This window comes from Methanoregula sp. (assembly GCF_049690535.1).
Lineage (GTDB): Archaea > Halobacteriota > Methanomicrobia > Methanomicrobiales > Methanospirillaceae > Methanoregula.
Map to the genome: position 1 here is coordinate 1 of NZ_JBAVMX010000098.1, position 21,580 is coordinate 21,580.

24 protein-coding genes, 4 tRNA genes and 1 other RNA gene are annotated in these 21,580 nt (G+C 56.8%); 14 read left to right on the top strand and 15 right to left on the bottom strand.

Annotated features, from left to right (window positions below; translation table 11 throughout):
* Positions 1-50: 50 nt before the first annotated feature.
* From WCE46_RS07190 to WCE46_RS07205, 4 genes are all read left to right on the top strand, one after another.
* A tRNA-Ile gene (locus WCE46_RS07190) sits at positions 51-125 on the top strand.
* 143 nt (positions 126-268) lie between these two features.
* Entirely contained in the window at positions 269-1,300 is a 1,032-nt protein-coding gene (locus WCE46_RS07195) for a hypothetical protein (protein ID WP_424733021.1), read from the top strand.
* Positions 1,301-1,398: 98 nt separating this feature from the next.
* Positions 1,399-1,710, top strand: an RNA gene (ffs, locus tag WCE46_RS07200) — signal recognition particle sRNA.
* Positions 1,711-1,723: 13 nt separating this feature from the next.
* On the top strand, positions 1,724-2,731 hold the full coding sequence (locus tag WCE46_RS07205; protein WP_424733022.1) for a malate dehydrogenase: 1,008 nt from the start codon (positions 1,724-1,726) through the stop codon (positions 2,729-2,731).
* 46 nt (positions 2,732-2,777) lie between these two features.
* Here WCE46_RS07205 and WCE46_RS07210 read toward each other — a convergent pair whose 3' ends face one another.
* Genes WCE46_RS07210 through WCE46_RS07220 form a run of 3 tightly spaced genes read right to left on the bottom strand, consistent with a single transcriptional unit; the run spans position 2,778 to position 3,878 of the window.
* On the bottom strand, positions 2,778-3,035 hold the full coding sequence (locus WCE46_RS07210; protein WP_424733023.1) for an elongation factor 1-beta: 258 nt from the start codon (positions 3,033-3,035) through the stop codon (positions 2,778-2,780).
* A gap of 3 nt (positions 3,036-3,038) precedes the next feature.
* The gene (locus WCE46_RS07215; protein ID WP_292371098.1) at positions 3,039-3,200 is read right to left on the bottom strand and encodes a zinc finger domain-containing protein; all 162 of its coding nucleotides are present in this window, start codon (positions 3,198-3,200) and stop codon (positions 3,039-3,041) included.
* A gap of 45 nt (positions 3,201-3,245) precedes the next feature.
* Positions 3,246-3,878, bottom strand: coding sequence for a uridylate kinase (locus WCE46_RS07220; RefSeq protein WP_424733024.1), 633 nt, complete (start codon positions 3,876-3,878; stop codon positions 3,246-3,248).
* 51 nt (positions 3,879-3,929) lie between these two features.
* Here WCE46_RS07220 and WCE46_RS07225 point away from each other — a divergent pair, with 51 nt between their 5' ends.
* A complete protein-coding gene (locus tag WCE46_RS07225) occupies positions 3,930-5,591 on the top strand; it encodes a phospholipase D-like domain-containing protein (RefSeq protein WP_424733025.1) in 1,662 nt (553 codons plus the stop codon).
* 109 nt (positions 5,592-5,700) lie between these two features.
* Here WCE46_RS07225 and WCE46_RS07230 read toward each other — a convergent pair whose 3' ends face one another.
* Positions 5,701-6,009, bottom strand: a complete 309-nt coding sequence (locus tag WCE46_RS07230; protein WP_424733026.1) for a transcriptional regulator — start codon at positions 6,007-6,009, stop codon at positions 5,701-5,703.
* Positions 6,006-6,251 (bottom strand): MarR family transcriptional regulator, encoded by a 246-nt coding sequence (locus WCE46_RS07235; protein ID WP_424733027.1) that lies wholly within the window; start codon positions 6,249-6,251, stop codon positions 6,006-6,008. The genes WCE46_RS07230 and WCE46_RS07235 overlap by 4 nt, the downstream gene beginning before the upstream one ends.
* A gap of 70 nt (positions 6,252-6,321) precedes the next feature.
* Here WCE46_RS07235 and WCE46_RS07240 point away from each other — a divergent pair, with 70 nt between their 5' ends.
* Positions 6,322-6,687 (top strand): hypothetical protein, encoded by a 366-nt coding sequence (locus WCE46_RS07240; RefSeq protein WP_424733028.1) that lies wholly within the window; start codon positions 6,322-6,324, stop codon positions 6,685-6,687.
* Positions 6,688-6,719: 32 nt separating this feature from the next.
* Here WCE46_RS07240 and WCE46_RS07245 read toward each other — a convergent pair whose 3' ends face one another.
* The 3 genes from WCE46_RS07245 to nadX form a co-directional block, all read right to left on the bottom strand.
* The gene (locus WCE46_RS07245; RefSeq protein WP_424733029.1) at positions 6,720-7,310 is read right to left on the bottom strand and encodes a HEAT repeat domain-containing protein; all 591 of its coding nucleotides are present in this window, start codon (positions 7,308-7,310) and stop codon (positions 6,720-6,722) included.
* Between the two features lie 108 nt (positions 7,311-7,418).
* Positions 7,419-8,249 (bottom strand): carboxylating nicotinate-nucleotide diphosphorylase, encoded by an 831-nt coding sequence (gene nadC / locus WCE46_RS07250; protein WP_424733030.1) that lies wholly within the window; start codon positions 8,247-8,249, stop codon positions 7,419-7,421.
* 20 nt (positions 8,250-8,269) lie between these two features.
* The gene (gene nadX / locus WCE46_RS07255) at positions 8,270-9,028 is read right to left on the bottom strand and encodes an aspartate dehydrogenase (protein WP_424733031.1); all 759 of its coding nucleotides are present in this window, start codon (positions 9,026-9,028) and stop codon (positions 8,270-8,272) included.
* 128 nt (positions 9,029-9,156) lie between these two features.
* Here nadX and WCE46_RS07260 point away from each other — a divergent pair, with 128 nt between their 5' ends.
* Positions 9,157-10,416: a MiaB/RimO family radical SAM methylthiotransferase gene (locus WCE46_RS07260; RefSeq protein WP_424733032.1), complete on the top strand. Its 1,260-nt coding sequence runs from the start codon at positions 9,157-9,159 to the stop codon at positions 10,414-10,416.
* Between the two features lie 103 nt (positions 10,417-10,519).
* Positions 10,520-11,056 carry a hypothetical protein gene (locus WCE46_RS07265; protein ID WP_424733033.1) on the top strand — a complete coding sequence of 179 codons (537 nt, stop codon included), beginning with the start codon at positions 10,520-10,522 and terminating at the stop codon, positions 11,054-11,056.
* Positions 11,057-11,078: 22 nt separating this feature from the next.
* Here WCE46_RS07265 and WCE46_RS07270 read toward each other — a convergent pair whose 3' ends face one another.
* Both WCE46_RS07270 and WCE46_RS07275 read right to left on the bottom strand, forming a co-directional pair.
* Positions 11,079-11,534, bottom strand: a complete 456-nt coding sequence (locus tag WCE46_RS07270; RefSeq protein WP_424733034.1) for a hypothetical protein — start codon at positions 11,532-11,534, stop codon at positions 11,079-11,081.
* Between the two features lie 41 nt (positions 11,535-11,575).
* Positions 11,576-11,649: transfer RNA gene (locus WCE46_RS07275), tRNA-Ile, on the bottom strand.
* Positions 11,650-11,782: 133 nt separating this feature from the next.
* On the opposite strand from WCE46_RS07275, the gene iorA reads away from it, so the two are divergent.
* Positions 11,783-13,555, top strand: coding sequence for an indolepyruvate ferredoxin oxidoreductase subunit alpha (iorA, locus tag WCE46_RS07280; RefSeq protein WP_424733035.1), 1,773 nt, complete (start codon positions 11,783-11,785; stop codon positions 13,553-13,555).
* The gene (locus tag WCE46_RS07285) at positions 13,552-14,136 is read left to right on the top strand and encodes an indolepyruvate oxidoreductase subunit beta (RefSeq protein WP_424733036.1); all 585 of its coding nucleotides are present in this window, start codon (positions 13,552-13,554) and stop codon (positions 14,134-14,136) included. Before iorA ends, WCE46_RS07285 begins: the two co-directional genes overlap by 4 nt.
* 241 nt (positions 14,137-14,377) lie before the next feature.
* Here WCE46_RS07285 and WCE46_RS07290 read toward each other — a convergent pair.
* The 3 genes from WCE46_RS07290 to WCE46_RS07300 form a co-directional block, all read right to left on the bottom strand.
* Positions 14,378-14,461, bottom strand: a tRNA-Ser gene (locus tag WCE46_RS07290).
* A gap of 57 nt (positions 14,462-14,518) precedes the next feature.
* Entirely contained in the window at positions 14,519-15,475 is a 957-nt protein-coding gene (locus WCE46_RS07295) for an RNA-guided pseudouridylation complex pseudouridine synthase subunit Cbf5 (protein ID WP_424733037.1), read from the bottom strand.
* On the bottom strand, positions 15,472-16,164 hold the full coding sequence (locus tag WCE46_RS07300) for a uroporphyrinogen-III synthase (protein WP_424733038.1): 693 nt from the start codon (positions 16,162-16,164) through the stop codon (positions 15,472-15,474). The genes WCE46_RS07295 and WCE46_RS07300 overlap by 4 nt, the downstream gene beginning before the upstream one ends.
* Before the next feature lie 77 nt (positions 16,165-16,241).
* On the opposite strand from WCE46_RS07300, the gene WCE46_RS07305 reads away from it, so the two are divergent.
* The 4 genes from WCE46_RS07305 (at position 16,242) to WCE46_RS07320 (ending at position 19,761) form a co-directional block, all read left to right on the top strand.
* Positions 16,242-17,456 (top strand): tripartite tricarboxylate transporter permease, encoded by a 1,215-nt coding sequence (locus tag WCE46_RS07305; protein ID WP_424733039.1) that lies wholly within the window; start codon positions 16,242-16,244, stop codon positions 17,454-17,456.
* A gap of 64 nt (positions 17,457-17,520) precedes the next feature.
* Positions 17,521-18,414 (top strand): RNA-processing protein, encoded by an 894-nt coding sequence (locus WCE46_RS07310; protein WP_424733040.1) that lies wholly within the window; start codon positions 17,521-17,523, stop codon positions 18,412-18,414.
* Positions 18,411-19,010, top strand: a complete 600-nt coding sequence (locus tag WCE46_RS07315; RefSeq protein ID WP_424733041.1) for a fibrillarin-like rRNA/tRNA 2'-O-methyltransferase — start codon at positions 18,411-18,413, stop codon at positions 19,008-19,010. The genes WCE46_RS07310 and WCE46_RS07315 overlap by 4 nt, the downstream gene beginning before the upstream one ends.
* 22 nt (positions 19,011-19,032) lie before the next feature.
* On the top strand, positions 19,033-19,761 hold the full coding sequence (locus tag WCE46_RS07320) for a DUF1614 domain-containing protein (RefSeq protein WP_424733042.1): 729 nt from the start codon (positions 19,033-19,035) through the stop codon (positions 19,759-19,761).
* Between the two features lie 345 nt (positions 19,762-20,106).
* On the opposite strand, the gene WCE46_RS07325 is transcribed toward WCE46_RS07320, so the two are convergent.
* Positions 20,107-20,179 (bottom strand) — tRNA-Gln (locus WCE46_RS07325).
* Between the two features lie 70 nt (positions 20,180-20,249).
* A complete protein-coding gene (locus tag WCE46_RS07330) occupies positions 20,250-20,975 on the bottom strand; it encodes a thymidylate synthase (RefSeq protein WP_424733043.1) in 726 nt (241 codons plus the stop codon).
* Between the last annotated feature and the right edge of the window lie 605 nt (positions 20,976-21,580).

The window sequence follows — 21,580 nt, forward strand, 5'->3', positions numbered from 1 at the left end:
TGGCTGTTAACCAGCATGTCACAGGTTCGAGTCCTGTTGGCGGCGCTTATGGGCCTGTAGCTCAGTCCGGTTAGAGCGCCCGGCTCATAACCGGGCGGTCATGCGTTCGAATCGCATCAGGCCCATTGCAATTTTCGTTCTTTCTCTTTCTCCCGTACCGTTACTCCCGACGGCCACGTTTTTAAGATTTTCCGGTAAGCCTGCCCCGATCGTCCCTGTCCGGGACTGTTTGGCAAAGTTTCTATGGCTGGAAATCAGAGCAACCACCATGGAATGCCCCGTGTGCGGCAGCGATTGTGTCAGGACGGCACCGGAGATCATGAGCGATCTTCCCACGCGTTTTCTTCCCTGTGCAGAGTGCAGCATGCGGGTCCTTGACAAACGTGCACCGCTCTCTGCATTGGAGTATGCAGAACCCTGCTCCTGCGGGAAACGTTTTATCGACGAAGTCTTTGCGCACATGTACGTGATCATGCGGGAGGAAGGCGATCTTTCCCCCCGCGACCCGCTCATCGCGGTCGGCTCACCGCTCATTCATCCTGGCTTTGCGATGGACCTGCCACCGTTTCTGCCGGCAAAATCCCTGTTGCTGTTGTCCGGGAAGGTGCAGGAAAAGGCGGCCCGGCGGATCGTTGCCGAAGTCCCTGAAGTTCGGGGCGTTGTCAAAACCGCAGCATTTGTTCCCGGTCTTATCTCCCACGATTTGAATGCAGTACCGCGTGTCTATACACTCCTTGCCGGCTGCGATGTCAGGGCCGATATTTACCCGCTTGCCACCGGTCCTCTTGTCGTGTACAAGCAGCAGTCCCTCATCCATATCGAGTTCCCGCGCGCCGGCTATCCCAAACTGCGGTCGGTTGTGGCCCACGTGGGAAAACCGCCGGTCCCCTTCTTTGTGGATGCCTTCTCGGGGCCGGGAACGCTCGGCCTCGCGGCAGCGTGCCTTGGCGTGCCGCACGTGGTCATGAACGATGCCTGGTATGCATCGGCGTTCTGGTCGGCATTCAATCTCGAAGTGAATCGTGTTTACTTCGATGTCGACAAAGTGCAGATCTACGGTCAGGTCCGTGATATGGCGCGTCACCCGGTCGCCCGGGAACCGGTGAAGATTGCCGAAACCACCGGCCGGCAGGTTATTGAAGTTTACCAGGGGGATTTCCTGAACCTGGATCGCGTGATCCCAAAAGATGCGCACCCGGTTGCGGCCCTGGATATTTTTGATAAAAACGACCGGAACGGCGTATCCGCCATGCTCCGTGACTGGCAGGGGCGCATGGGCGGGGACGTGTTTGTTCCCTGAAACCATTTGCCCTTCCTGTGGGGGTACTGTGCTGGACATCCCGTGGAATAACCTGATCTGTGGGTGACAAGGATTTATTGACCGGCAGGCAAAGGTATATGGGGACTAGCCCGGGTGGCTCGGCGTCACTTGTAACCCGAAACCGTCGGTACGCGGGGGGCGAAGTTTGACGAAGGCTGCAACGAACTGCTGGCGCCTTACGTATTCTGACGTTGAAACCTCGTCCCATGAGGTCGATGGCCAGGTATCAAAATTCCGGAGGGAATGGCGACCTGTCGCTGCGGGAACCGGTTCAGGCCCGGAAGGGAGCAGACTTACCGCAGACATACGGCGCCCATGGGGTAACGGGGCGGAGGAGGAGTACCTTGGCAAGAGGAGCAACGTACAGTCGACTGATAACACGTCCCCATTTCTCGTGATACCATGTCAAAAGTCACCATTATCGGTGCAACCGGCAATGTCGGTATGTTTGCCGCATATGCCATTTCTGCAGATCCCCACGTCCACGAGATCCAGCTGTACGGGCGCGAAGGGCGCGAAGCTCTCTTAAAAGGCATCGCGCAGGATTTTATCGATTCATTCGCGGCCCGGGGGACAAATATCAGGATCACCTGGACGACCAGCCTCAAGGATGTGGCCGGGTCGGATATCGTGGTTATTACTGCCGGAACTCCCCGTGGCCCGGGGCAGGACCGTCTCGATCTTGCGCTTGGGAATGCCCGCGTCGTTGCACCTATGGCACAGACGATCGGCGCTGTCGCTCCCGACACGAAGATCATCGTGGTGACAAACCCGGTTGACGTGATAACGTGTGTTGTCCTCAAGTATTCCGGGCTCAAGCCCAACCAGGTTTTTGGCCTTGGCACTCACCTGGACTCGATGCGGTTAAAATCGCTGATTGCGACGTATTTCAAAGTGCATGTCAGCGAAGTTCACACCCGTATTATCGGAGAACACGGCGACAGCATGGTGCCGCTCTGGTCGGCGACCACGATCGGCGGGATCAGGATCTCCAACCTGCCGGCGTTCACGCACCTGCCGGTGCAGGACTTTATCCAGTCCGTGAAGTCCAGCGGCGAACAGATCATCAAAAACAAGGGATCGACGGTGTACGGCCCCGGCGAAGCAATTGCGACGCTCGTAAAGACCGTTCTTGGCGACGAAAACCGGATCCTGACCGTCTCATCCTACGTGAAAAGCGAGGTTCACGGGATCGGCGGGGTCTGTATCGGCGTTCCTGCCCGGATCAACCGGAACGGTGCGTTCCCGGTGACCATCAGGATCGATGAATCAGAGGTCATCGCATACCGGGAATCCGTTGAGAAGATCCGCGCAACGACGCACCAGATCGTCCAGACCCTTGAGAGTGAAAGAGAGCCGGGCGCTCCAAGAAAGCCAAAAAGATCCCAGTCCGGAAAATCCGGTCTCTGATGTTAAAGGATTAAAAAAGCGGGAATACGGATAACCGATCCCTGTTTTACATAAGCGTTACTTCAACAATTTCTGCACGTTCGACACCGGGGATCGTATTGAGTTTCCCCTCGATGGCATCCGTCTCGCCGCCCGCATCATTGACGACTGCGACAAGTTTGAGTGCCTTAAGGCCGAATCCTATTGGCTCTTCCTGGATATCCTGGATGCCCGGCAGTTTCTGTTTGAGCGCGCTTTTTAGTTCTTCAAGGTCAACTTCGGGAGATTCCGGCATGACCCTGACAATTACGGCAACGCCACCCATGCCTCACGGTCCCCCGAATCCACATTTCGGGCAGACGTAGGGAATACTCTGCTCCCTGCACCGGTAGCACCGGGTGATCTCGACACCGCACGAGGGGCATGCGAACGCCGTTGAGCCCTCTTCTGCAAGCGGAGCGCTGCAGGATGTACACTTTTTATCTGACATGATATCGCTCCTTTAAGGATTCCTATAGTATCTCTTTTAGTACCTTTAAAAGGTTGTACCAATGCCGGTGCCGCAAACCTGCTCCCCGCAGAGCCAGCGGGAGAGCCGGGTCGTGTCGGTTCCGTTGAGGATGAACGTCCTGATACGGTGTTCGAGCACGTAGGAAAGAAAGCAGGGATCGATGACATCAGTGTGTACGGGTTTTTCTATGCGGGCAAGGAGTTTTCCCTCTGCCTCTATACCATCCACGGATTTGAGTACAAGAAGATCGCCACCGAGCATGCCGGCGACCCACGCGGCGATCGTGTCGGACGTGATGTCCCATGAATGGGGGAGGGGATCATAGCGGCGCAGGGCACAGTACGGGAGGAGGACGCACGTATCCCGGGGACGTGCGATCCGCGTGGTTGTCCTGACACCCCGTGCGACAAGTGTCCACCCGTACTGGTCCATGGCAGCGCATGCCATCCAGTGGGCGGCATCCGCATCGGTTGCGGCGCCAGACTGCCGCACGGCATCGGCAAATATCCCGCCACCCGGGACAATCAGCAGGGGACGGCGAGCGGATTGCAGGGCCGGGATAATCTCCCTGATGTGGGGGGCCAGACTGCCGCCCAGTTTTACGACCGTTACGGGTGAAGTTGTATTGTTCTTCCCGTGCCGTGCCTGCGCTGTCATCTCCCAAGGGTTATATTCCCGGATTATAAAAAGGAAGATACCAGATCTTTTATGCGCCGCCTCGTTGTGTTCCTGCTCCTGTGTGTCTGTGTGGTGTCGTGTGGTGCGGTGCAGATCACCGAGTTCTGTCCGGACCCGTATCTTGCCAATGATATGGATGAATATGTCGTTCTGTCCGGCCACGGTTCCCTTGACGATATTGCCGTCTCTGATAACCACGGCGGCTTCCGGTTTCCTCCCGGGACTTTCATCAATGGTACCCTCACTGTCGCACGGAGTTCTCCCGCCTTTGAAAAGACTCACGGGAGGCTCCCGGATTTTGAATGGCAGGATTATTCCCCGCAGGTGCCGGACGTGGTCTCCGGTACGACACTGCGCCTCGCCAACACCGGTGATGAACTGATGGTGTACGAGAACAGCCGGCTCGTGCAGAAGATTACCTGGCCCGGGGACGTGAAACCCCGGGAAGGCCAGGTACATTTTCTCGAAAACGGTGTCTGGGACCCCCGCCCGCTCATGCTCGGCCAGTCACGACTTGTTCCGGAGACCTTCGAGAATGTGACAGTCACCGCTTTTGTCTCCCCAGACAATTCCCTTGCGGTATTTTCCCGTGCTGTTGCATCGGCACAGCACCAGGTACTGGTGAATGTCTACGAACTCTCCAGTGCCAATATCACCGGGGCGCTTGTCGATGCAGAAAAACGTGGGGTGGACGTGGAAGTCCTTCTTGAAGGTGGGCCGGTCGGGGGGATCAGCGCTGAAGAAAAAGCAGCAGTCTGGCGGCTGAACCAGAGCGGGATCCCGGTCTATGAGATGACGACATCTGAAAGCGAGCACGCACCGTACCGGTACGACCATGCAAAATATGTGGTCATCGATGACCGTTCGGTCCTTGTGACCAGCGAAAATTTCGGGCACAGTGGGTTTCCCCCTCATGGAGAGAGCGGGAACCGGGGCTGGGGTGTATGGCTGGACAATCCCGGTCTCGCGGCATATTTCAGTGATCTTTACCTGACCGATACCGGGGGGCCGGGAATTGTTCCCCTGTACGGGAACGCGGGGCCGACAGAGGTGTACACGGTGGTCTCCTATCAGGCGCCGTTTGACCCGACCACTTTTACCGGCGCACGGGTTACCCCGGTCGTCGCCCCAGATACCAGCAGCACGATAACGGGCCTGCTCGATTCCGCACAGGACAGCATCGGGATCGAGCAGGCGTATATCACGAACGAGTCAAAGACCCGGTTAAACCCGTACCTTGCGACTGCGATCAATGCCTCGCGGCGCGGGGTGCATGTACGGGTGCTCCTTGATTCATACTGGTATAACACCGCGGATGAGGCAGACAATGATGAAATGGTTGCGCTGATCAACCGTATTGCCGCCACAGAACACCTGCCGCTTGAAGCGCGCACTGCCGATCTTGCGGCAAGCGGTTTTGAGAAGATCCATAACAAGGGTGTTGTCGTCGATGACCGTGCAGTGCTGGTAAGCAGCATCAACTGGAACACGAACTCCCCTGGTTTCAACCGGGAAACCGGTGTCATCGTAGAGCAACCGGAGGTGGCGCGGTATTTCCGCACGGTGTTTGATGCAGACTGGAGCCCGGCGGTGCGGTCTCCGCAGAAATCCGCCGATTACCTTAAGATCGCGTGTGTTATCGCTGTCATCGGCCTGCTCATTGTCCTGTATTACCGGCGGCATATCCGGTAATGCGCAGGTATTTTCTAAAACCGATGGCACGCGTCCGGTCTGGTGAGCGCTAATAAAAACAGGAATAACAATCAGAACTGGCGTCTGAACAAAGTTTTTTTTTGAATTTTCAGATTTTCTTGAGTGCGCACTGGCATACGTCGCAGAGATTGATGTCGCTCTCTCCGGTAACCACTGCAAGTGCCCAGCGATCTATCATCGCATCGAGTTCGGATGACAATTCAATTGCCCCGTACCCCCGCTTTTTACTCATATACTGGGATACCGCAGCGCGCGTGACTCCCATTCTCTTTGCCGCATCGCTCTGGCTGAGACCTTCCTTGTTGACAAGCCGGGATACCATCTCTGCTCTCATAGGGGGCAGGAGGTTCCTGACCATCGTGTCGCAGTGCATGAGCGTGCAGGTATGCTTCGTCATACGAGTGCAGGCTGGGATTCCGGGGTGGTAACGGGTCTGTTCTGGTAGATGATCTGCCGTGCATCGCGGAAGTTGAACTTCTCGATGATGAGGTGGCGCTCTTTTAGTTTTTTCAGGGCGTACCGCACGGTCCGCGGCGCAAGCCTGCTTTTCTTGACAAGGTCCTTGTGGGTCATGGCGCCACCGGTGTCCAGTATCTCCATAACCGTCCGTGAGGATGGTGGTAAGGTGTGCTGATACATGATCGTAATGTTAACAGTGTTAACATATCAACCTGTCGGTAATTTATATCCCCGGTTTCAATCATCACGTATGTTCGGGCACCAGGAGCGGGTCGCGATCCTGCTGTTGATCGCGGTGGCTCTCGTGGTCATTGCTGCCCACATCGCGCTCGTGCAGATCGGAAAAGCGCCGTTTGCATCCGCATATTCAGACCAGTCTGCCGATGGGGCGCTTGTCAGCATAACGGGTATCATCGATCAGGCGACCGTTCTCAAAAATGGCGGGCACGTAATTCTCACCGTCAATAATGTCACGGTTTTTGTCCCCGCAAATGTTGCCGGTGACAGGGCCTTTGCGAAAGGGACTGCCGTATCGTTGTACGGGACGGTCCAGACCTACCAGGGTAAAAAAGAGATTCTCATCAGTTCAGCGGATGATATCCGGGAGATTCAGTAGTGCCCGGTTTGGTATGAAGTCCCGCGCTCGCTTTACAGTACAGCGGCACCCGGGGCGGCTTTTGTTTTTGTCCTTGCGATGGTGTCGAGTGCTTCCTGTGCAGCAGTGCACACTCCGTCATCAGGATCCTCCCGTGCGCCGGCCAGTGCCGGCACTGCACGTTCGTCACCGATCTCACCCAATGCCCATGCGGCAGTTTTCCTGACGCCCCGTTTTGGGTCGGAAAGGAGCAGGATGAGTGGACTGACTGCCCGGGTAGCCTTAAGTTTTCCAAGCCCCCACGCGGCGCCGGTGCGGAGCCATTTTTCACTTGAGGTAAGAGCCGCAAGCAGGGGTTCGACCGCGCGTGGATCTCCGATCATCCCGAGCGATTTTGCCGCAAGCCACCCGACATCCACGTACGGGTCTTTCAACGCTGCAATAAGCGGTTCGACTGCTGCGGGGTCCCCTTCGTCACCCAGCGCCTCTGCCGCGTGCCAGCGAAAATGAAGGCGATCACTTTTGAGTAAACGGATATATTCCTGCACCCGTCGCCTCCGGTTTTCTTCCCGAACAACTGGATCGTCCACGGTCGGTGGTTTTTCCGGGAGTGGTGCAGGGGCGGGTGTTGCTGTCTCATCCATCCGGATCCCCTCAGGCCATCCGTATGCCATGGGGGATAATGAATATTTGGACGGATCCGATCATGTGGGTCATCAGGGTCCCGGACCCGGTATTACCGGTAAAAAAGATTACCTCAGGATCTCCAGTGTTACCGAAAAATTCCTGACCGTATGGGTGAGTGCGCCAAGGCTGATCAGATCAGCGCCGGTCCGTGCGTACTCCTGTATCGTCTCCGCGGTAATGCCGCCCGAGAGTTCGAGTATGACCTTGTCCCGGAGTCCGGCCTGTTCAAGTTCATGGATCGTTGTCCGGACACTGTCCGGTGTCATGTTATCGAAGAGCAGGATGTCCGCGCCGACCTGAGCCGCCGCAATCGCATCTTTTGTTGTTTCCACCTCAACCTCGATCTTCCGGTAGGCGCTTGCTGATTTTGCCATCGTGATCGCCTCTTTGACCGGCACGAGAACAAGGTGGTTGTCCTTGATGAGCACGCCGTCGCTCAGGCCCGACCGGTGGGGATCGCCGCCGCCAAGCGCCACGGCTTTTTTATCGAGAGCTCGCAGGCCGGGACAGGTCTTACGGGTCCCTGCCACACGGCATCGGGAGTTTTCTTTCTTCACCAGATCCGAGAGTTTTCTTGTCTGCGTGGCAATCCCGCTCATCCTGCCGATAATGTTGAGCGCGGTGCGCTCCACGAGCAGGATCTTTTTTGCATTTCCCGAGAGCGAGAGAAGGATCTTCCCGGTTACCACAGGCTCGCCATCGCGGGTATCCCGCCGCACGTCCACTCCGAAATAGGAAAAAAGGGCTGCTGCCTCAGAAAGACCGGCTGCAATTCCTTCCTGCTCGGCCCGGATGACGGCCCGGCAGGTGATATCCGGTATGATCGCATCCGAGGTAACATCTCCGAACGGTGCATCCTCTTCTATGAATTTTTTCAGATATTCCAGTGGTACCATGGCAGTTTCCCTGTGCGCCATCACGTCCCGATAACGAGCGGGCTGTCGAGGTTTCTTAAGAGTGACAGGATGGAGAGTGCCGCAAGGTAACTCGTCGCCGGGTTATCCGGGCTTGGGAGATTGGTGACTTTGATGTAGGTCTCGCCAAAACTGCCTTCGATAAAGAGTTCGTGGACGTTTTTGTCCACCGCGGGGTCCACCCAGAGTTCCACATCCGTATCCTGTCCTGCGGCAAGGCTCATCGCGACCGACACGTTCACGTTTTTCGGGTATGCTTTAATGCACTCGTGCGCTTTTCCGGAGAAGATGCGTTTCCTGGATGTGGCGGTAAGGCCAAGCGACGCGGGGCTCTTGGTGGTTTTCAGGAGCAGTTTTGTGATAGGCGAGATCTGCCCGATCTTGAGGTTGTCGAGGCCGAATATCGCACCGCTCGGGATATAGATCTTCTTTTTGTGGGCCCGTGCAGTTTCCATGAGTTCTTCTTTAAAGGCCGGATCCGTGAGTGCCCCGACGCTCATGATAACCAGATCCCGGTTGTTGAGGAGAATCGCTTTTGCATGCGCCCGTGCCGCACCAACCGAGGCTGCTTCCACAATGAGATCGACATCTGCCGTAAGGAATGCCTCAACATCCGTGTACGCTTTCCCGTGGCAGATCGCCGCGATCTCTTCTGCCCGTGCGGGAACGTTATCGAAGACTGCCGGTATGGTAAATCCTTCCGCGTGCTGCGCAATGATATGCCCGATATTGCCACAGCCCAGCAGTCCGATGCGTAACATGGTAAACAGGTTATGGGTATCATGGATTAATGGTTATCCCAAACGGAAGCACCGGCAAGCGAAAAGCCGGGGATACTGCAGAAAAATGACCTTTAACTGCCCGCGCTCCCAACGATGAGAAGAGAGATATGGAAGAGAACTTATCAGGAGATCCTCCGGATACGATGGACGTGTTTGCCGAACTCGCCCATAAGCGGGTCTATATCGAGACGTACGGGTGCAGTTATAATTTCGGGGATACGGCGAATCTTGAGGAGGTGCTCAAGCACTATGGGAGCACCCGTGTCGCATCACCCGGGGAGGCGGATGCGGTCATCGTCAATACCTGCACGGTAGTCGGGCCGACAGAACGCCGGATGCTCCGGCGTCTTGTTGCCCTTCAGGAAAAGCCGCTCTTTGTCACCGGCTGTATGCCGATTGTCCAGCGCGAGGCGATCCTTTCGGTCTGTACTCCTGTCATTATTTCCCCGGATGCGATACGTGAAGCGTACCTTCGCGTAAAAACCGTTGCTCCCGGGGGTGCCGGGATCGTCCAGATCGCGCAGGGCTGCCTCGGGCGCTGCACGTACTGCATCACGCGCAGGGCCCGGGGGCCGCTTAAGAGTTTCCCGGCAGAGGAGATCCGGGAAAAAACTCAGGCGTTTGTTGACGCGGGCGCGTACGAGATCCAGCTGACGGCACAGGATGTCAGCGCCTATGGGAGAGATATGGGAACCGATCTCCCCTCTCTCCTCTCCACCATCAGTGATCTCCGGGGAAACTACCGGATCCGTGTCGGCATGATGAACCCGGCGACGGCCCTCCCTGTCCTTGACGATCTGGTGGATGCATATACCAGCGACCGCATCTTCAGGTTTGTGCACCTGCCGGTGCAGTCGGGATCCGACCGTATCCTTGAACAGATGGGACGGGGATATACCGTGCAGGAGTTCGAGGAGATCGTTTCTGCGTTCCGTAGCCGGTATCCCGATATCAGCATCGCCACGGATTTTATTGTCGGGTTTCCCGGGGAGACCAAAGACGATTTTTCCCGGTCCCTTGCACTTATCGGGAGGACAAAACCTGCCAAGGTCAATGTTACCCGGTATTCAAAGCGCCCGTTCACCGGCCCGTTTGCGGAAAAGGACTTCCCGGATTCGATAAAAAAAGACCGGTCACGTACCCTGAACGCGTACGCGGAAGAACAGTACTCCACGGTCAACCGCCCGCTCCTTGGAACCACGGTATCCTGTGTCGTTACGGAAAAACTCCGTCCCGGCTCGGTCATGGCCCGGACTGCATCCTACCAGGGTGTTGTCATCGGAAGGGATCTCCCGATCGGTGTTGCCGCAGAGGTCATCCTCAAAAAAGACCGGAAATATTTCTTTATGGGCGATCCTGTCGCATGAGTCCCAATCAGGGAATGGCGGCCGCAGAAAGACGAGTGATTTTATAGCCGGAACATTAACTATTCTTGTTTTGCGCCGGAAGGTGCCATGTGGTGATACTGATATGGATGAGATCGAGGCCGGTTTTGAAAAGATCATGCAGAAGATCGAGGATATGAAAAAGACGGATGCCAAACTGTCCGAAAAGATAAAAACCCATGATGGGGAACTTCTGGGGCGCATGGCAGTTATGGCAAAACCGGTGGTCATATCTGTCGGCCTCAACCTGCTTAAGATCGGGAAGCAGGATACGAAAAACGAGATCTACGATGCCAATTATTATACGGAAAAAATGATCGTGCTCGGGAAGGCCGATCCCGCGGCGTTTCGCCCCGACGACCCTTCAAAAAAGATCACCGACCAGTTCTGCGTTCTCTCTGAAAAGGGAAAGTTCTACGAACTGATGTACAGTTCTGACGGTTTTATCACCGATTCGTATCTCAACCCCATTGATCCGAAATCCACCATCGAGGTGTACGGGTATGATGTCATGTTCATGCTGTTCCAGGGAATGCACGACTACATGAAATCGGAAGCAGAACTTATCGCAGCGCTTGAAAAAGTGATCGGGTATGTTTTTGCCACTCCCGGTAAAACCTGATCGATGATCCTTTTTTCTTCCACTACTTCCACCTGAACAGCGGGAACATCGGTCTGAGTGGGTCATTATCGCCCTTTCCCAGCGCTGACAGCGTAAACGTGCGACTGGTCTCCACGCTGTTTTTATCTTCGAAAGTGACCACGGCTTTTGCAGTATCCACCATGCGGGTGAGGGGATACTCGTGCCGGGCGTCTGCCGCAAGTTCGGGAAGATCAAATTCAATGTCAAGAGGAACAAGCGCGACATGGATCCGGTATGCCGGTGCATTCCCTGAGTTCTCAACCACGACCTTTTTTGCATTGTCACCCAGCCTGACGGTAAGCTCCGGAAGGACCCGGGCATCTTCCATGATAAAGACCGACATGGCAAGAGCGGCAAGGATGATTACACCTGTCGCACCGAGATAGATGTTGATCCAGATGAGGAGTACGCAGATCAGGGCGCCGGCCACAAGAAGAATCTTATGAATTTTCTCCATGCCCTTCTGTAGGCTAAAAAACTATATCAAAACGCGTGGGATGGGCCCGATGCGATTCGAACGCATGACCTCCCGGTTATCAGCCGGGCGCACCACCGGGCTATGCTACGGGCCCAAAAGGATTGCCTGAAATTTACCTTATTACTTATCCCACCGGAGTTTTTATAGGTTGTGAATGGCCGGGCGGACAGGATAATGCTATAGGGCTTTATTGTTAAAAATAACTAAATATCGTTCGGACTGGGATTATGCAACGCCACTATCTCCTCGGAAATGAAGCCATCGCCCACGCGTGCCTCGAATCAGGTATCGATTTTGCCAGCGGGTACCCCGGCACTCCTTCATCGGAAGTTATCGATGTCCTCCGCGTACAGAAAGACCCCTCGTACTATGTGGAATGGTCGGTAAACGAGAAGGTCGCGCTTGAAAATGCCCTTGCTGCGGCGTGGTGCGGGATACGGGCGATCTGCACTATGAAGCATGTCGGCCTCAACGTCGCCGCCGACCCGCTCATGACGAGCGCCTATACCGGGGTGACCGGCGGCCTTGTCATCATGAGCGCAGACGACCCGTTCGCCCACAGTTCCCAAAACGAGCAGGACACCCGGTGCTATGCCCATTTCGCCCGGCTTCCCTGTCTTGATCCCGCGGGTGTTCAGGAAGCGCACGACATGATCCGCACCGCGTTTGAGATCTCCGAGGAATTCAGGCTGCCGGTGCTCTTCCGCCCCACCACCCGGATCTGCCACTCTAAGGGCGATGTGGAACTGGGGGCTGTCGTCCCCAGTACAAGGAAAGGGGAGTTCCACAAGGACCCCCGGCAGTACGTGGTGATCCCGGCCCATACCCGGCTCCTGCACAAAAAACTCAACGAGAAGCAGCCTGCCCTTAAAAAACGTCTCGTTGAACGTGGGCTCAATCATTACACGATAAAGGGAAAGACCGCGATTATCGCGAGCGGGATCGGTGCCTCCTATGTGCAGGAACTCCTGCCCCCCGATGTCTCGTTCATGAAGATCGGTGCTTACCCGATCGATGAGGAATGGCTCGGGGAGTTTGCGAGGAAGCATGAGAAGATTCTCGTGATCGAGGAACTCGCCCCGGTTGTTGAAGAGGCAGTCCGCCAGGTGGCAGGCTGCGTGCCGGTCTTCGGGAAGATCAACGGGTATGCGCCGTACGAAGGCGAACTTTCACCTGCGTTTGTCGCGGCAATCATGGTAAAGGCCGGGTTCCTGCCGGAAAACCCTTTTGCCGCGATGGAACCTGTACAGAACCTCCCGATGCGCCCGCCCATTCTCTGCGCCGGCTGCCACCACCGCGCTGCATTCTACGCGATAAAGAAGGTGTTCAAGGATGCAGCGATCTACCCGAGCGATATCGGGTGTTACACGCTCGGGATCCAGCTCGGCGTTGTCGATACCACGATTTGCATGGGCGCCTCGATTACGGTCGGGAGCGGGATCGCCCATTCCGGTGATCCCCGCGATGTGGTCAGTACAATTGGCGATTCCACCTTCCTGCACACCGGGATCCAGGGGCTCATGAATGCGGTCTACAATGGTGCGAACATGACGGTCGTCATCCTCGACAACCGGATCACCGCGATGACCGGTCACCAGCCCAACCCGAATACCGGGTTAACGGCAACCGGCGTGGAGACGCCCCCGGTATCCCTCGACGCGATCTGCCGCGCCTGCGGGGCGACCTTTGTCGAAACCGTCGATCCTTACGATATGACCGGGATCCTCCGGGTCCTTGAAGAGGCAAAGAAGAAGAACGGGGTCAAGGTGATCATCGCAAAGCAGATGTGCGTGATCGCGGCACGCCGTGCAGGAGTAAAAAGGGGCCGTTACGTGGTGAACCCGGATCTCTGTACCGGCTGTGGTACCTGCGTGCGGTTCGGGTGTCCCGCGATCGAGTTCGCGGACGAGAAGGCCCGGATCAATGATCTGTGCAGCGGGTGTGCGGTCTGCGCCCGGCTCTGTCCGGTCGGGGCTATCTCGCGGGAGGCAAAAAAATGACGAAGAGTTTCGATATCCTGATCGTCGGGATCGGCGGGCAGGGCACCATCCTTGCATCGAATATTCTCGGGGAGGCCTGCCTCCTTGAGGGCCGGCACGTGAAAGGCGCCGAGACGCACGGCATGGCGCAGCGCGGGGGGTCGGTCGAGACCCATATCAGGATCGACGGGCAGTACGGTCCATTGATTGTGCCCGGCACGGCTGATCTCCTGATCTCCTTTGACCTGCTCGAAGCGCTCCGGTATTCTCACTTCCTCAAGACCGGCGGGACGATGGTGGTCAACCGGCACATGGTCCTGCCCACCTCGGTCTTTACGCAGAAGAGCCCGGTGCCGACCGAAGACGAGATCGTCGCGCAGCTTGCCCGGTTCAACCTGTGCCTGATCGACGCCGACAGGATTGCCACAGATGCGGGTAGCAGTCTCTCCCAGAATGTCGTGATCCTTGGTGCGGCCTCTTGGTCGATCCCCTTAAAGGCTGAGTCCCTGCTTGCCGCAGTTAAAAAACTCGTCCCGCCAAAGACCGTTGAGGTCAACACAAAAGCATTCGAGATGGGGCGGGCATTCAGCAAGGCACGCTGATGGGTGCACCGGGTGTCTTTGAACCGGATAGCCTGTATGAGTGAGTACGCCTCTCCTCATGGAGCAAATCCCAACCTGCCCTGTCGATCTCATGTGTGACCGATCCGCCATTTGCCATCTGTTTTACGGCGCAAGGGCTCAATTAAAACCGGACCGGCAGCAACCCGATCGGGAGATCCTGCTGGAAGAACAATAAGAGTTTACGTTCCGGTGGATTACAGAGGAATCCGGAAAACAACAACGCTGAGGGGGGGAATTGAACCCCCGAGGCACTTTCGCACCACAGGCTTTCCAGGCCTGCGCCCTACCGCTAGACTACCTCAGCAAAAAGTGTATCCCATGTATTTGCCGGGTATTTTTTTAATGCTATCCCTTCATGGGATCAGTGTTTTGTGGGTTTTTCCGGCCTGACTGCCCTCTTCCAGCCTCTCGGGTACGTGCCCGGGGCTAGGAAGACCGTGGTCATGGCGATAAAGAGGCCGGTCTTCCCGGGTTGCCAGGTCGTTGATGCGGCAATGGCCTTCCCGAGACCGACAAACTCCTTCTTGTCCGTGAGGACAGCGACGATCTGATCTCTCCTGAACTCGTCGCAGCGGAGCACCCCTACTCCTGCCAGCGCTGCACCGTGGCAGAGGGCATCAACGGCGGTATCGCGCACGACAACGGCAGGGAGATCGGGAATCGCCGCATCCACGGAAACGATCATGGATTCTAACGAGGTGCAGTCTCCCGCTGCCGCAGCAACGCAGGCATCCTGCAGTTCGTGAAGCGTGTACATGGTGCGCTCGTCAAAGACCCCCGACCGGGTCCGGCGCAGCTCCTGCATGTGTGCCCCGACGCCAAGCGCAAGGCCCATATGGTGGCAGAGCGAGCGGATGTAGGTGCCGGCATCGCACTGCACCTTGAAGAGCACCAGTCGCCCATCAACGCCCAGTATCTCCATTTTCTGGATGGCACGGATGCGCAGCAGGCGTTTGACCGCGCTCCTCCGGGGCGGGCGCTGGTAGATACGGCCGGTAAATTCCGTTACGACCTCATCGATACGCTGCCGCTCTACCTCCTTGTGCAGCCGCATCAGGCAGACATATTCCTTATCGTGTTTCAGGAGGAGCGGCGCAAGGCGCACGGCGTTTCCCAGCATGACGAGGAGAATGCCCGACACCTGCGGGTCGAGCGTGCCCGCGTGACCAACCTGACAGCCGAGCATCTTTCCCACCCATGCGGCCACCTGGTGGCTCGAGGGCCCCCGGGGCTTATCGATCACGATAATGCCTGCGCCATGCCAGAGCTGTGGGGTGCCTGTTTGTCCCTCTATCGGGGTTTCCTGTGGTGTCGTCATCGTATTATCCGTATCTTTCCCCGGTATTCGTTCAAGGCGCCAAGCGTCCCCTCAAGCGATCCGTCCCCGACAATTGCGGGCAGCGTTCCCCCGCACATCATCGATTCAGCGGTTACATCCCCGATGGCCATTACCAGCAGGTCGGGGCGCGGGGTCCATATTGCCTTCGTATACGACATCGCGCTCGTAAAGAGGATGGCGTCTGCCCTTTCAAGATTGAGTGGCTCATTCGTGGGCGCAAGCCGATAGCAGCGGTATTCCCGTGGAATCCCCCCCGCGTGGGTAATTGCATCGATGAGGGGGGCGTTTGGGACATCGGCGCGGGGAAGGCCGATTATTTTCCCTTTGATCCAGTCCCCGAGAAACGGGACGAAATCGCGCGAGTAAAATCCGGGCAGGGTTTCGCAGGTGATGTTGCACCGCGTGAGTTCCCGTGCCGTCTCGGGGCCGATCGCGATGACCCGGGGAGTCTTTTTGAGGTGCGGGGCAAGGATTTTTGCCGGAAGTGCACTTGTAAAAAAGATGCAGTCAAACTCCCCGCGCTCCACGGCCCCGACAAACGCGGAGACGATATCCTGCCGGATCTCCGACCGGAGCGGGTGGACGCTGTAGCACGCGTGCCCGAACGCTGCACACCGGGCCGCGTCCCGCTCCTCCTTTCCTGCAAGACGGGTGACTGCGATCTTCATTACGGATTCATCATCCCTGTATGATAAGATGGTATGCATTTCGGTTGATTTATGTTCATTCTCCTGTACCTTCTGCTATGATCGAGATCGTGATTGGGGTGCTGCTCGGCGTCCTCCTTGGCACCATCAGCGGTCTTATCCCCGGCGTGCACGCGAACACGCTCGCGGGCATCCTGCTTGGTGCGCAGGCAGTCCTCCTTACTGCGCTTGGGCCGCTTGCCCTTGCAGGCGCGATGTTTGCCGCCCTGATCACGCACACATTTGTCGAGGCGGTCCCGTCCACGTTTCTGGGGGTTCCCGATGCAGATACCTCGCTTTCCGTCCTCCCGGCGCATGCCCTCTGCCTTGAGGGAAACGGGGAAGAAGCGGTCAGGATCGCCGCGCTTGGGAGCGCCTGCGCTATCATCATCGCGGTCCCTCTCTCGGTGCTCTGTTATATTATCCTCCCCGCCCTCCAGCCGTACTTCGACTGGGGCATCGGGATCCTGATCGTCGCGGTCATCGGGTACATGATCGTCATGAGCGAATCGCCCGGCTGGGCGCTTGCGATCTTTTCTGTCTCCGGCCTCCTCGGGGGGTTTGCCATGCGGTACGCATTCCTGGGCTGGCACACGCTTGGTGGGGAGACTTCCATCCTCATGCCCCTCCTCACGGGTCTCTTCGGGATATCTGTCCTTCTCGTTGCGTCGCAGGGAAAGCTGCCGGCGCAGCAGTTCCGGGGCCTGCGGGTGGAGAACGGGACGATCGTAAAGTGCTCCTTCCTTGGCACGCTCGCCGGTATCGCGGTCGGCTGGCTACCGGGGCTTTCGACAGCAACCGCAAACGGTGCACTGGCGTCGGTGATCGGGTATGAGAAGGATCGGCGTGCCTATATCCTTGCCACGAGTGCGGCAAACACGGCCAATGCGTTCATCGGGCTTGCCGCGCTCTTTGCACTCTCCCGGATGCGCAATGGCGTCATGGTCGCGCTCGCGGAGCTGCCCCTTCCGTCAATGAGCGAACTGATGATCATTGGTGTGCTTGCGACCTGCCTCGCGTATGTCATCACGGTGTGGCTTTCGCGTTCGGCAGGCTGGCTCACCGGGATCAACGGCCGGATACTCAACCGGGCGGTGATCATTTTTGTGGTGGGCCTCTGTATTGTCCTCACCGGGCCGTTTGGGATCGTCATCCTCCTCCTTGCCACGATCCTCGGGCTTGTACCGCATATCGTGAACGTATCCCGGGTCTACTGCATGGGCGCGATCATGATGCCGGTCATCCTGTATTCTTTTGACATCGCGTGGGTCTGACGCGAACGCCTCAGGCAGGGTGTGAGCCATTCTTTTTTTAGCCGTGCGTCCCTTAGCTTGTATCATGCAGTCCTGCTGGTTTGGCGATATCAATGCGGGGAAGTGCACCCCGTTTACCGGTGATACCGCCGCATACGCCCGCCGCGTCCGGGAGACCCGGACCAGCATGGACGATTTTATCCCTCTGGACTGGCAGCAGGCCGTTGCCTGTGGTATCTGCCGCGACCGTGCGGAATACCTTGCGCTGCTCCAGAAAGTCTGTATCGCCGGATCGGAGCAGGCAGTCAGGGAGCAGTATGCCGCAAAGGATGTGGAACTGCTCCAGATGGTCAGGACACTCGACGAGATGGACACGGTCACCAATGTCCTTTCTGAAAGGGTGGCAGACTGGTACCAGATCCGGCACCCCTCATTCTCCCGCAAATACCGCCGGACCCCGGCGCACGTTCTGGTCAAATCCATCAGCGAGCGGAACCGGGAGCGCGGTGGGGGCGGGGGAGCGCTCGGGAAGGTCGCCGCAGAGATTATGTGTCTTGCCGATGCCCGGACGGCACTTGCAAAGGAGGTCTCGGCCCGGGCGTGTGAGGTGATGCCCAACACGAGCGCACTCATCGGCGGGCTCGTTGCCGCCCGGCTCCTCTCCCACGCAGGGGGGTTAAAGAAACTTTCGCGCCTGCCCGCGAGCGGTATCCAGGTGCTCGGCGCCCGGACTGCGCTCTTTGCACATATCAGGACCCATGCTCCAGCGCCAAAGCACGGGATAATCTTCCAGCACCGGCGGGTACATAACGCCCCCCGCGAGGTTCGGGGAAAAGTTGCCCGGGTGCTTGCCGGGAAACTTGCGATTGCGGCACGGCTGGACTTTTACCGGGGCTGTGCGGTGCAGTCCTTCCTTGACGATGCACAGGTACGGATCGACCGGGCGGGAACTACAAACGGGGAGGGGAAAGGACAATGATCCGTGTCGGTGACGTGCTGGTCTCGAAAGGTGAGGGCGGGGTCTATGGCGAGCGGGAGCTTGATGGCTACCGGGTCTGGGACCCGTACCGGAGCAAGCTTGCGGCACTATATCTCGTGGGAACCGGTATCGAACTCCCCCCGGATATGAAAGTCCTCTATCTCGGGGCGGCAAACGGGACGACGGTTTCCCATGTTGCTGATTATGTGGAGGTCGTGTATGCCGTTGAATTCGCGCCGCGCCCGATGCAGGACCTGCTCGAAGTCGCACGCCGGCGCAAAAATGTGATGCCAATCCTTGCGGATGCCTCATGTCCGGAGCAGTACGCGCCGCTGGTGGAAACCGTGGATCTCCTCTACCAGGATGTGGCCCAGCCGGACCAGGCGGCGATCGCGCTCAAGAACGGTGTGTTCCTCAAACAGGGGGGGTGCTTTATCCTCATGCTCAAGACCCGGAGCGTGGATATCAGGAAAGAACCAGCCGAGGTGTTCCGGGACACGCTCGATATCCTCATGTCTGCCGGGCTCACAATAGTTGAGAGTACATGGCTTGCCCCGTATCACCAGGACCACGCGGCAATTGTCTGCACAAAATAAGAAAACTTCTTTGGGATGTACCATGCCCTCCGATATCCGTGTTTATTCTGCCGGCCCCCTGACGATCATTGCGCTTCTCGTCATCATCGGGCTTATCGTCATTGTCGTACCGCTCCTGTTTCTGGGTCTTGTAGGTAAAGCGTTCACGAACCTCGTCGGTTTGTCGTGGATAACGGCGACCGCCCTTGTCCTCCTGATCCTGCTCTGCAGCCTTGTCAATATCCCTGTCTGGAGGATCCGCAAAGAGACGATCCGCATGCCTCATTCACCTGACGGGCAGTTCCCGGAAACATTTTCTCCGACAGAGAACGGGGGACTCTGGGAGACTTCCATCGCGGTGAATCTCGGCGGGGCGATCATACCGGTTGCAATGGCCTGTTACCTCTTGTACCGTGCATCCGCGGTGATGGAGGTAAATACGTTGTATCTCCATGTGGCTGTGGCAACCCTGATTGTCGCGGCTATGGCGTACGTGACGACCCGGCCCATGGTGGGGCTGGGGCTCCGGGCACCGCTCTTTGTCCCGGGTCTCGCTGCCATTCTCTGCGGTATCCTGCTTGCCGGTGGATGGGGTCTTCCTGCCGCTGGTGTGATCGCGTTTGTCAGTGCGATTTTCGGTATCCTGCTGGGTGCTGACATTGCGCACCTGCCTCAGGTGGGTGCACTCGAAGTGCCGCAGGTCAGCATTGGCGGGGCGGGGACGTTTGGCGCGATCTTTATCGGGTGTATCCTGTCGGCCCTTATTGCATGAGATTGGGCCGGCACTTTTTCTTATAGAGTTCGTGTGTTGTTCGTGTTCGAAAATACGGACTGCCGGATTTTTTTGGATTGAAAGTTTCCGGGCGGAAAAAATTCCCGCGCGAAAATTAAAATCCGGATTTTTTTCGGGCCGAAAACTTTTTTGCCGGATTTTTTTCCGGTTTGAAAATTGAAAAATCCAAAAATTTTCCGGTCGAAATTTTTTTGGCCATGAACCCTTACGTGCGAAACCGGTGCGGCCTGATATTTTTTACGAACAACAGGTTTTCTCCGGCAAAACCGGCAGGACGCAGGTCAAACCAACGGAGTCCTGCAAATACGATATACTACAAAAGAGTAGCCCGGAGCAGATTCGAACTGCTGTCGCGAGATCCAGAGCCTCGCATGATTGACCGCTACACTACCGGGCTATACTGCCTCATACTTTTTGCCGCTGGAGCCTAATTAAAGTGACGGATAGTTGTGCCTGCTCCTGGTGCATCAGGCGCTTTTTGACCGGTCACAGCGCCCGCAGGCCCGGCAGACTTCCTGTACCGGCTGGATGAACTCTCCCTTACCGCAGAATGGCTCGATATCGTTCATATCCCGGATGTAATAGATATGCGGGACCAGCGAGATGTGGGTATAGGTGCCGCAAGGTACGCCAAGCCGATCAGCGATGGACTTCTGGAGCTGGACGAGGGCATACATGTTGGCCCCTGCTGCGGTGAGCATATCGTTACTCCGGAAGATCACCCGCATGGCGAGTTTGCCGTCGCGGAGAATGCACTGCACGAGCTGGAGACAGGGGCAGTCGTTGAGTTTTTCATCGATCACCGGATTCCATGTGATGGCGATGGCCCGGCGGCTGACGGGGGACTGTCGGAGTTTTTCTGCAATGTATTCGATCTGGTCGACATGCACGGGCTGTCCATCCGCAGAAAGGCGTTCGCCCCAGTCAAAGAGGCGGCCATGATAGTCATATTCAAAGGAGGCCTTCGATCCGTGCAGCAGATCAGTCGCGTACTGCTCGACAAATCTCTGCTGGAACCGGGAGTGGGGGCTCACGAGCGGTCCGGCAAGCGGGGTATCGACCTGCAGGGCCACTTCCTCGAATTCAACAGTGGCCTCGTCATCTTCGGTCTGGAGAACCCGGCCTTTCTCCAGGATCATCTTTACGACCAGCTCGTGTGCCCTCCCGATAGCCGGGGCCCGGATGACTCTCATGGAACAAGAGTTGGCGCCGGTATCATATATGTGTTGCAATCAGGAGCCGGAGTGATTGTGTACAGACCCGAGAACTGCAGGCATTTTTTTGGGAGAGTATCATCTGCAGGATGGGAATTCACCACCACTCCCACTCATAATTGCACCCATTGTACCCTGTGTTAGGTAAGTGTGTGCAAATGTCACCGGAGTTCCCCTTGAGGTGAACGGGTTGGGACCCCTGTTTTGGTGTACTAATATAGTGTGTATTTGCGCAAGCGTTTTTCATGGTATAGTCTCTACTATAGTACAAGAGCAATAGTACAAGAGCACGTATTCTGGAGACCTCAGATATCGGTACGTGCGCGAATCCGGCTGAGTCTATAAAGAAGTCCTGTGCCCGGATCCGTAATCCATCTGATCTGAATAAGTGCTGGATAAACGCACAAATCAAGGGAAATTCGGAAACCGGGGCAGAATCCGCCCCGAAAACGAGAACAAAATCAACCACAAAGGATATATTAGCTCTTTTACAAATATTCCTCCATATTCCGTTTAAACGGAGTATGGGGCTCGTAGAATCGTTATTCGGCAAATGTCGAAACGGTTCTCCGGCTTGAAATGTA

Coding starts and splice junctions, on each gene's coding strand:
- WCE46_RS07195 (WP_424733021.1), top strand. CDS start 269: ATGGAATGCCCCGTGTGCGGCAGCGATTGTGTCAGGACGGCACCGGAG.
- WCE46_RS07205 (WP_424733022.1), top strand. CDS start 1,724: ATGTCAAAAGTCACCATTATCGGTGCAACCGGCAATGTCGGTATGTTT.
- WCE46_RS07210 (WP_424733023.1), bottom strand. CDS start 3,035: ATGGGTGGCGTTGCCGTAATTGTCAGGGTCATGCCGGAATCTCCCGAA.
- WCE46_RS07215 (WP_292371098.1), bottom strand. CDS start 3,200: ATGTCAGATAAAAAGTGTACATCCTGCAGCGCTCCGCTTGCAGAAGAG.
- WCE46_RS07220 (WP_424733024.1), bottom strand. CDS start 3,878: ATGACAGCGCAGGCACGGCACGGGAAGAACAATACAACTTCACCCGTA.
- WCE46_RS07225 (WP_424733025.1), top strand. CDS start 3,930: ATGCGCCGCCTCGTTGTGTTCCTGCTCCTGTGTGTCTGTGTGGTGTCG.
- WCE46_RS07230 (WP_424733026.1), bottom strand. CDS start 6,009: ATGACGAAGCATACCTGCACGCTCATGCACTGCGACACGATGGTCAGG.
- WCE46_RS07235 (WP_424733027.1), bottom strand. CDS start 6,251: ATGTATCAGCACACCTTACCACCATCCTCACGGACGGTTATGGAGATA.
- WCE46_RS07240 (WP_424733028.1), top strand. CDS start 6,322: ATGTTCGGGCACCAGGAGCGGGTCGCGATCCTGCTGTTGATCGCGGTG.
- WCE46_RS07245 (WP_424733029.1), bottom strand. CDS start 7,310: ATGGATGAGACAGCAACACCCGCCCCTGCACCACTCCCGGAAAAACCA.
- nadC (WP_424733030.1), bottom strand. CDS start 8,249: ATGGTACCACTGGAATATCTGAAAAAATTCATAGAAGAGGATGCACCG.
- nadX (WP_424733031.1), bottom strand. CDS start 9,028: ATGTTACGCATCGGACTGCTGGGCTGTGGCAATATCGGGCATATCATT.
- WCE46_RS07260 (WP_424733032.1), top strand. CDS start 9,157: ATGGAAGAGAACTTATCAGGAGATCCTCCGGATACGATGGACGTGTTT.
- WCE46_RS07265 (WP_424733033.1), top strand. CDS start 10,520: ATGGATGAGATCGAGGCCGGTTTTGAAAAGATCATGCAGAAGATCGAG.
- WCE46_RS07270 (WP_424733034.1), bottom strand. CDS start 11,534: ATGGAGAAAATTCATAAGATTCTTCTTGTGGCCGGCGCCCTGATCTGC.
- iorA (WP_424733035.1), top strand. CDS start 11,783: ATGCAACGCCACTATCTCCTCGGAAATGAAGCCATCGCCCACGCGTGC.
- WCE46_RS07285 (WP_424733036.1), top strand. CDS start 13,552: ATGACGAAGAGTTTCGATATCCTGATCGTCGGGATCGGCGGGCAGGGC.
- WCE46_RS07295 (WP_424733037.1), bottom strand. CDS start 15,475: ATGACGACACCACAGGAAACCCCGATAGAGGGACAAACAGGCACCCCA.
- WCE46_RS07300 (WP_424733038.1), bottom strand. CDS start 16,164: ATGAAGATCGCAGTCACCCGTCTTGCAGGAAAGGAGGAGCGGGACGCG.
- WCE46_RS07305 (WP_424733039.1), top strand. CDS start 16,242: ATGATCGAGATCGTGATTGGGGTGCTGCTCGGCGTCCTCCTTGGCACC.
- WCE46_RS07310 (WP_424733040.1), top strand. CDS start 17,521: ATGCAGTCCTGCTGGTTTGGCGATATCAATGCGGGGAAGTGCACCCCG.
- WCE46_RS07315 (WP_424733041.1), top strand. CDS start 18,411: ATGATCCGTGTCGGTGACGTGCTGGTCTCGAAAGGTGAGGGCGGGGTC.
- WCE46_RS07320 (WP_424733042.1), top strand. CDS start 19,033: ATGCCCTCCGATATCCGTGTTTATTCTGCCGGCCCCCTGACGATCATT.
- WCE46_RS07330 (WP_424733043.1), bottom strand. CDS start 20,975: ATGAGAGTCATCCGGGCCCCGGCTATCGGGAGGGCACACGAGCTGGTC.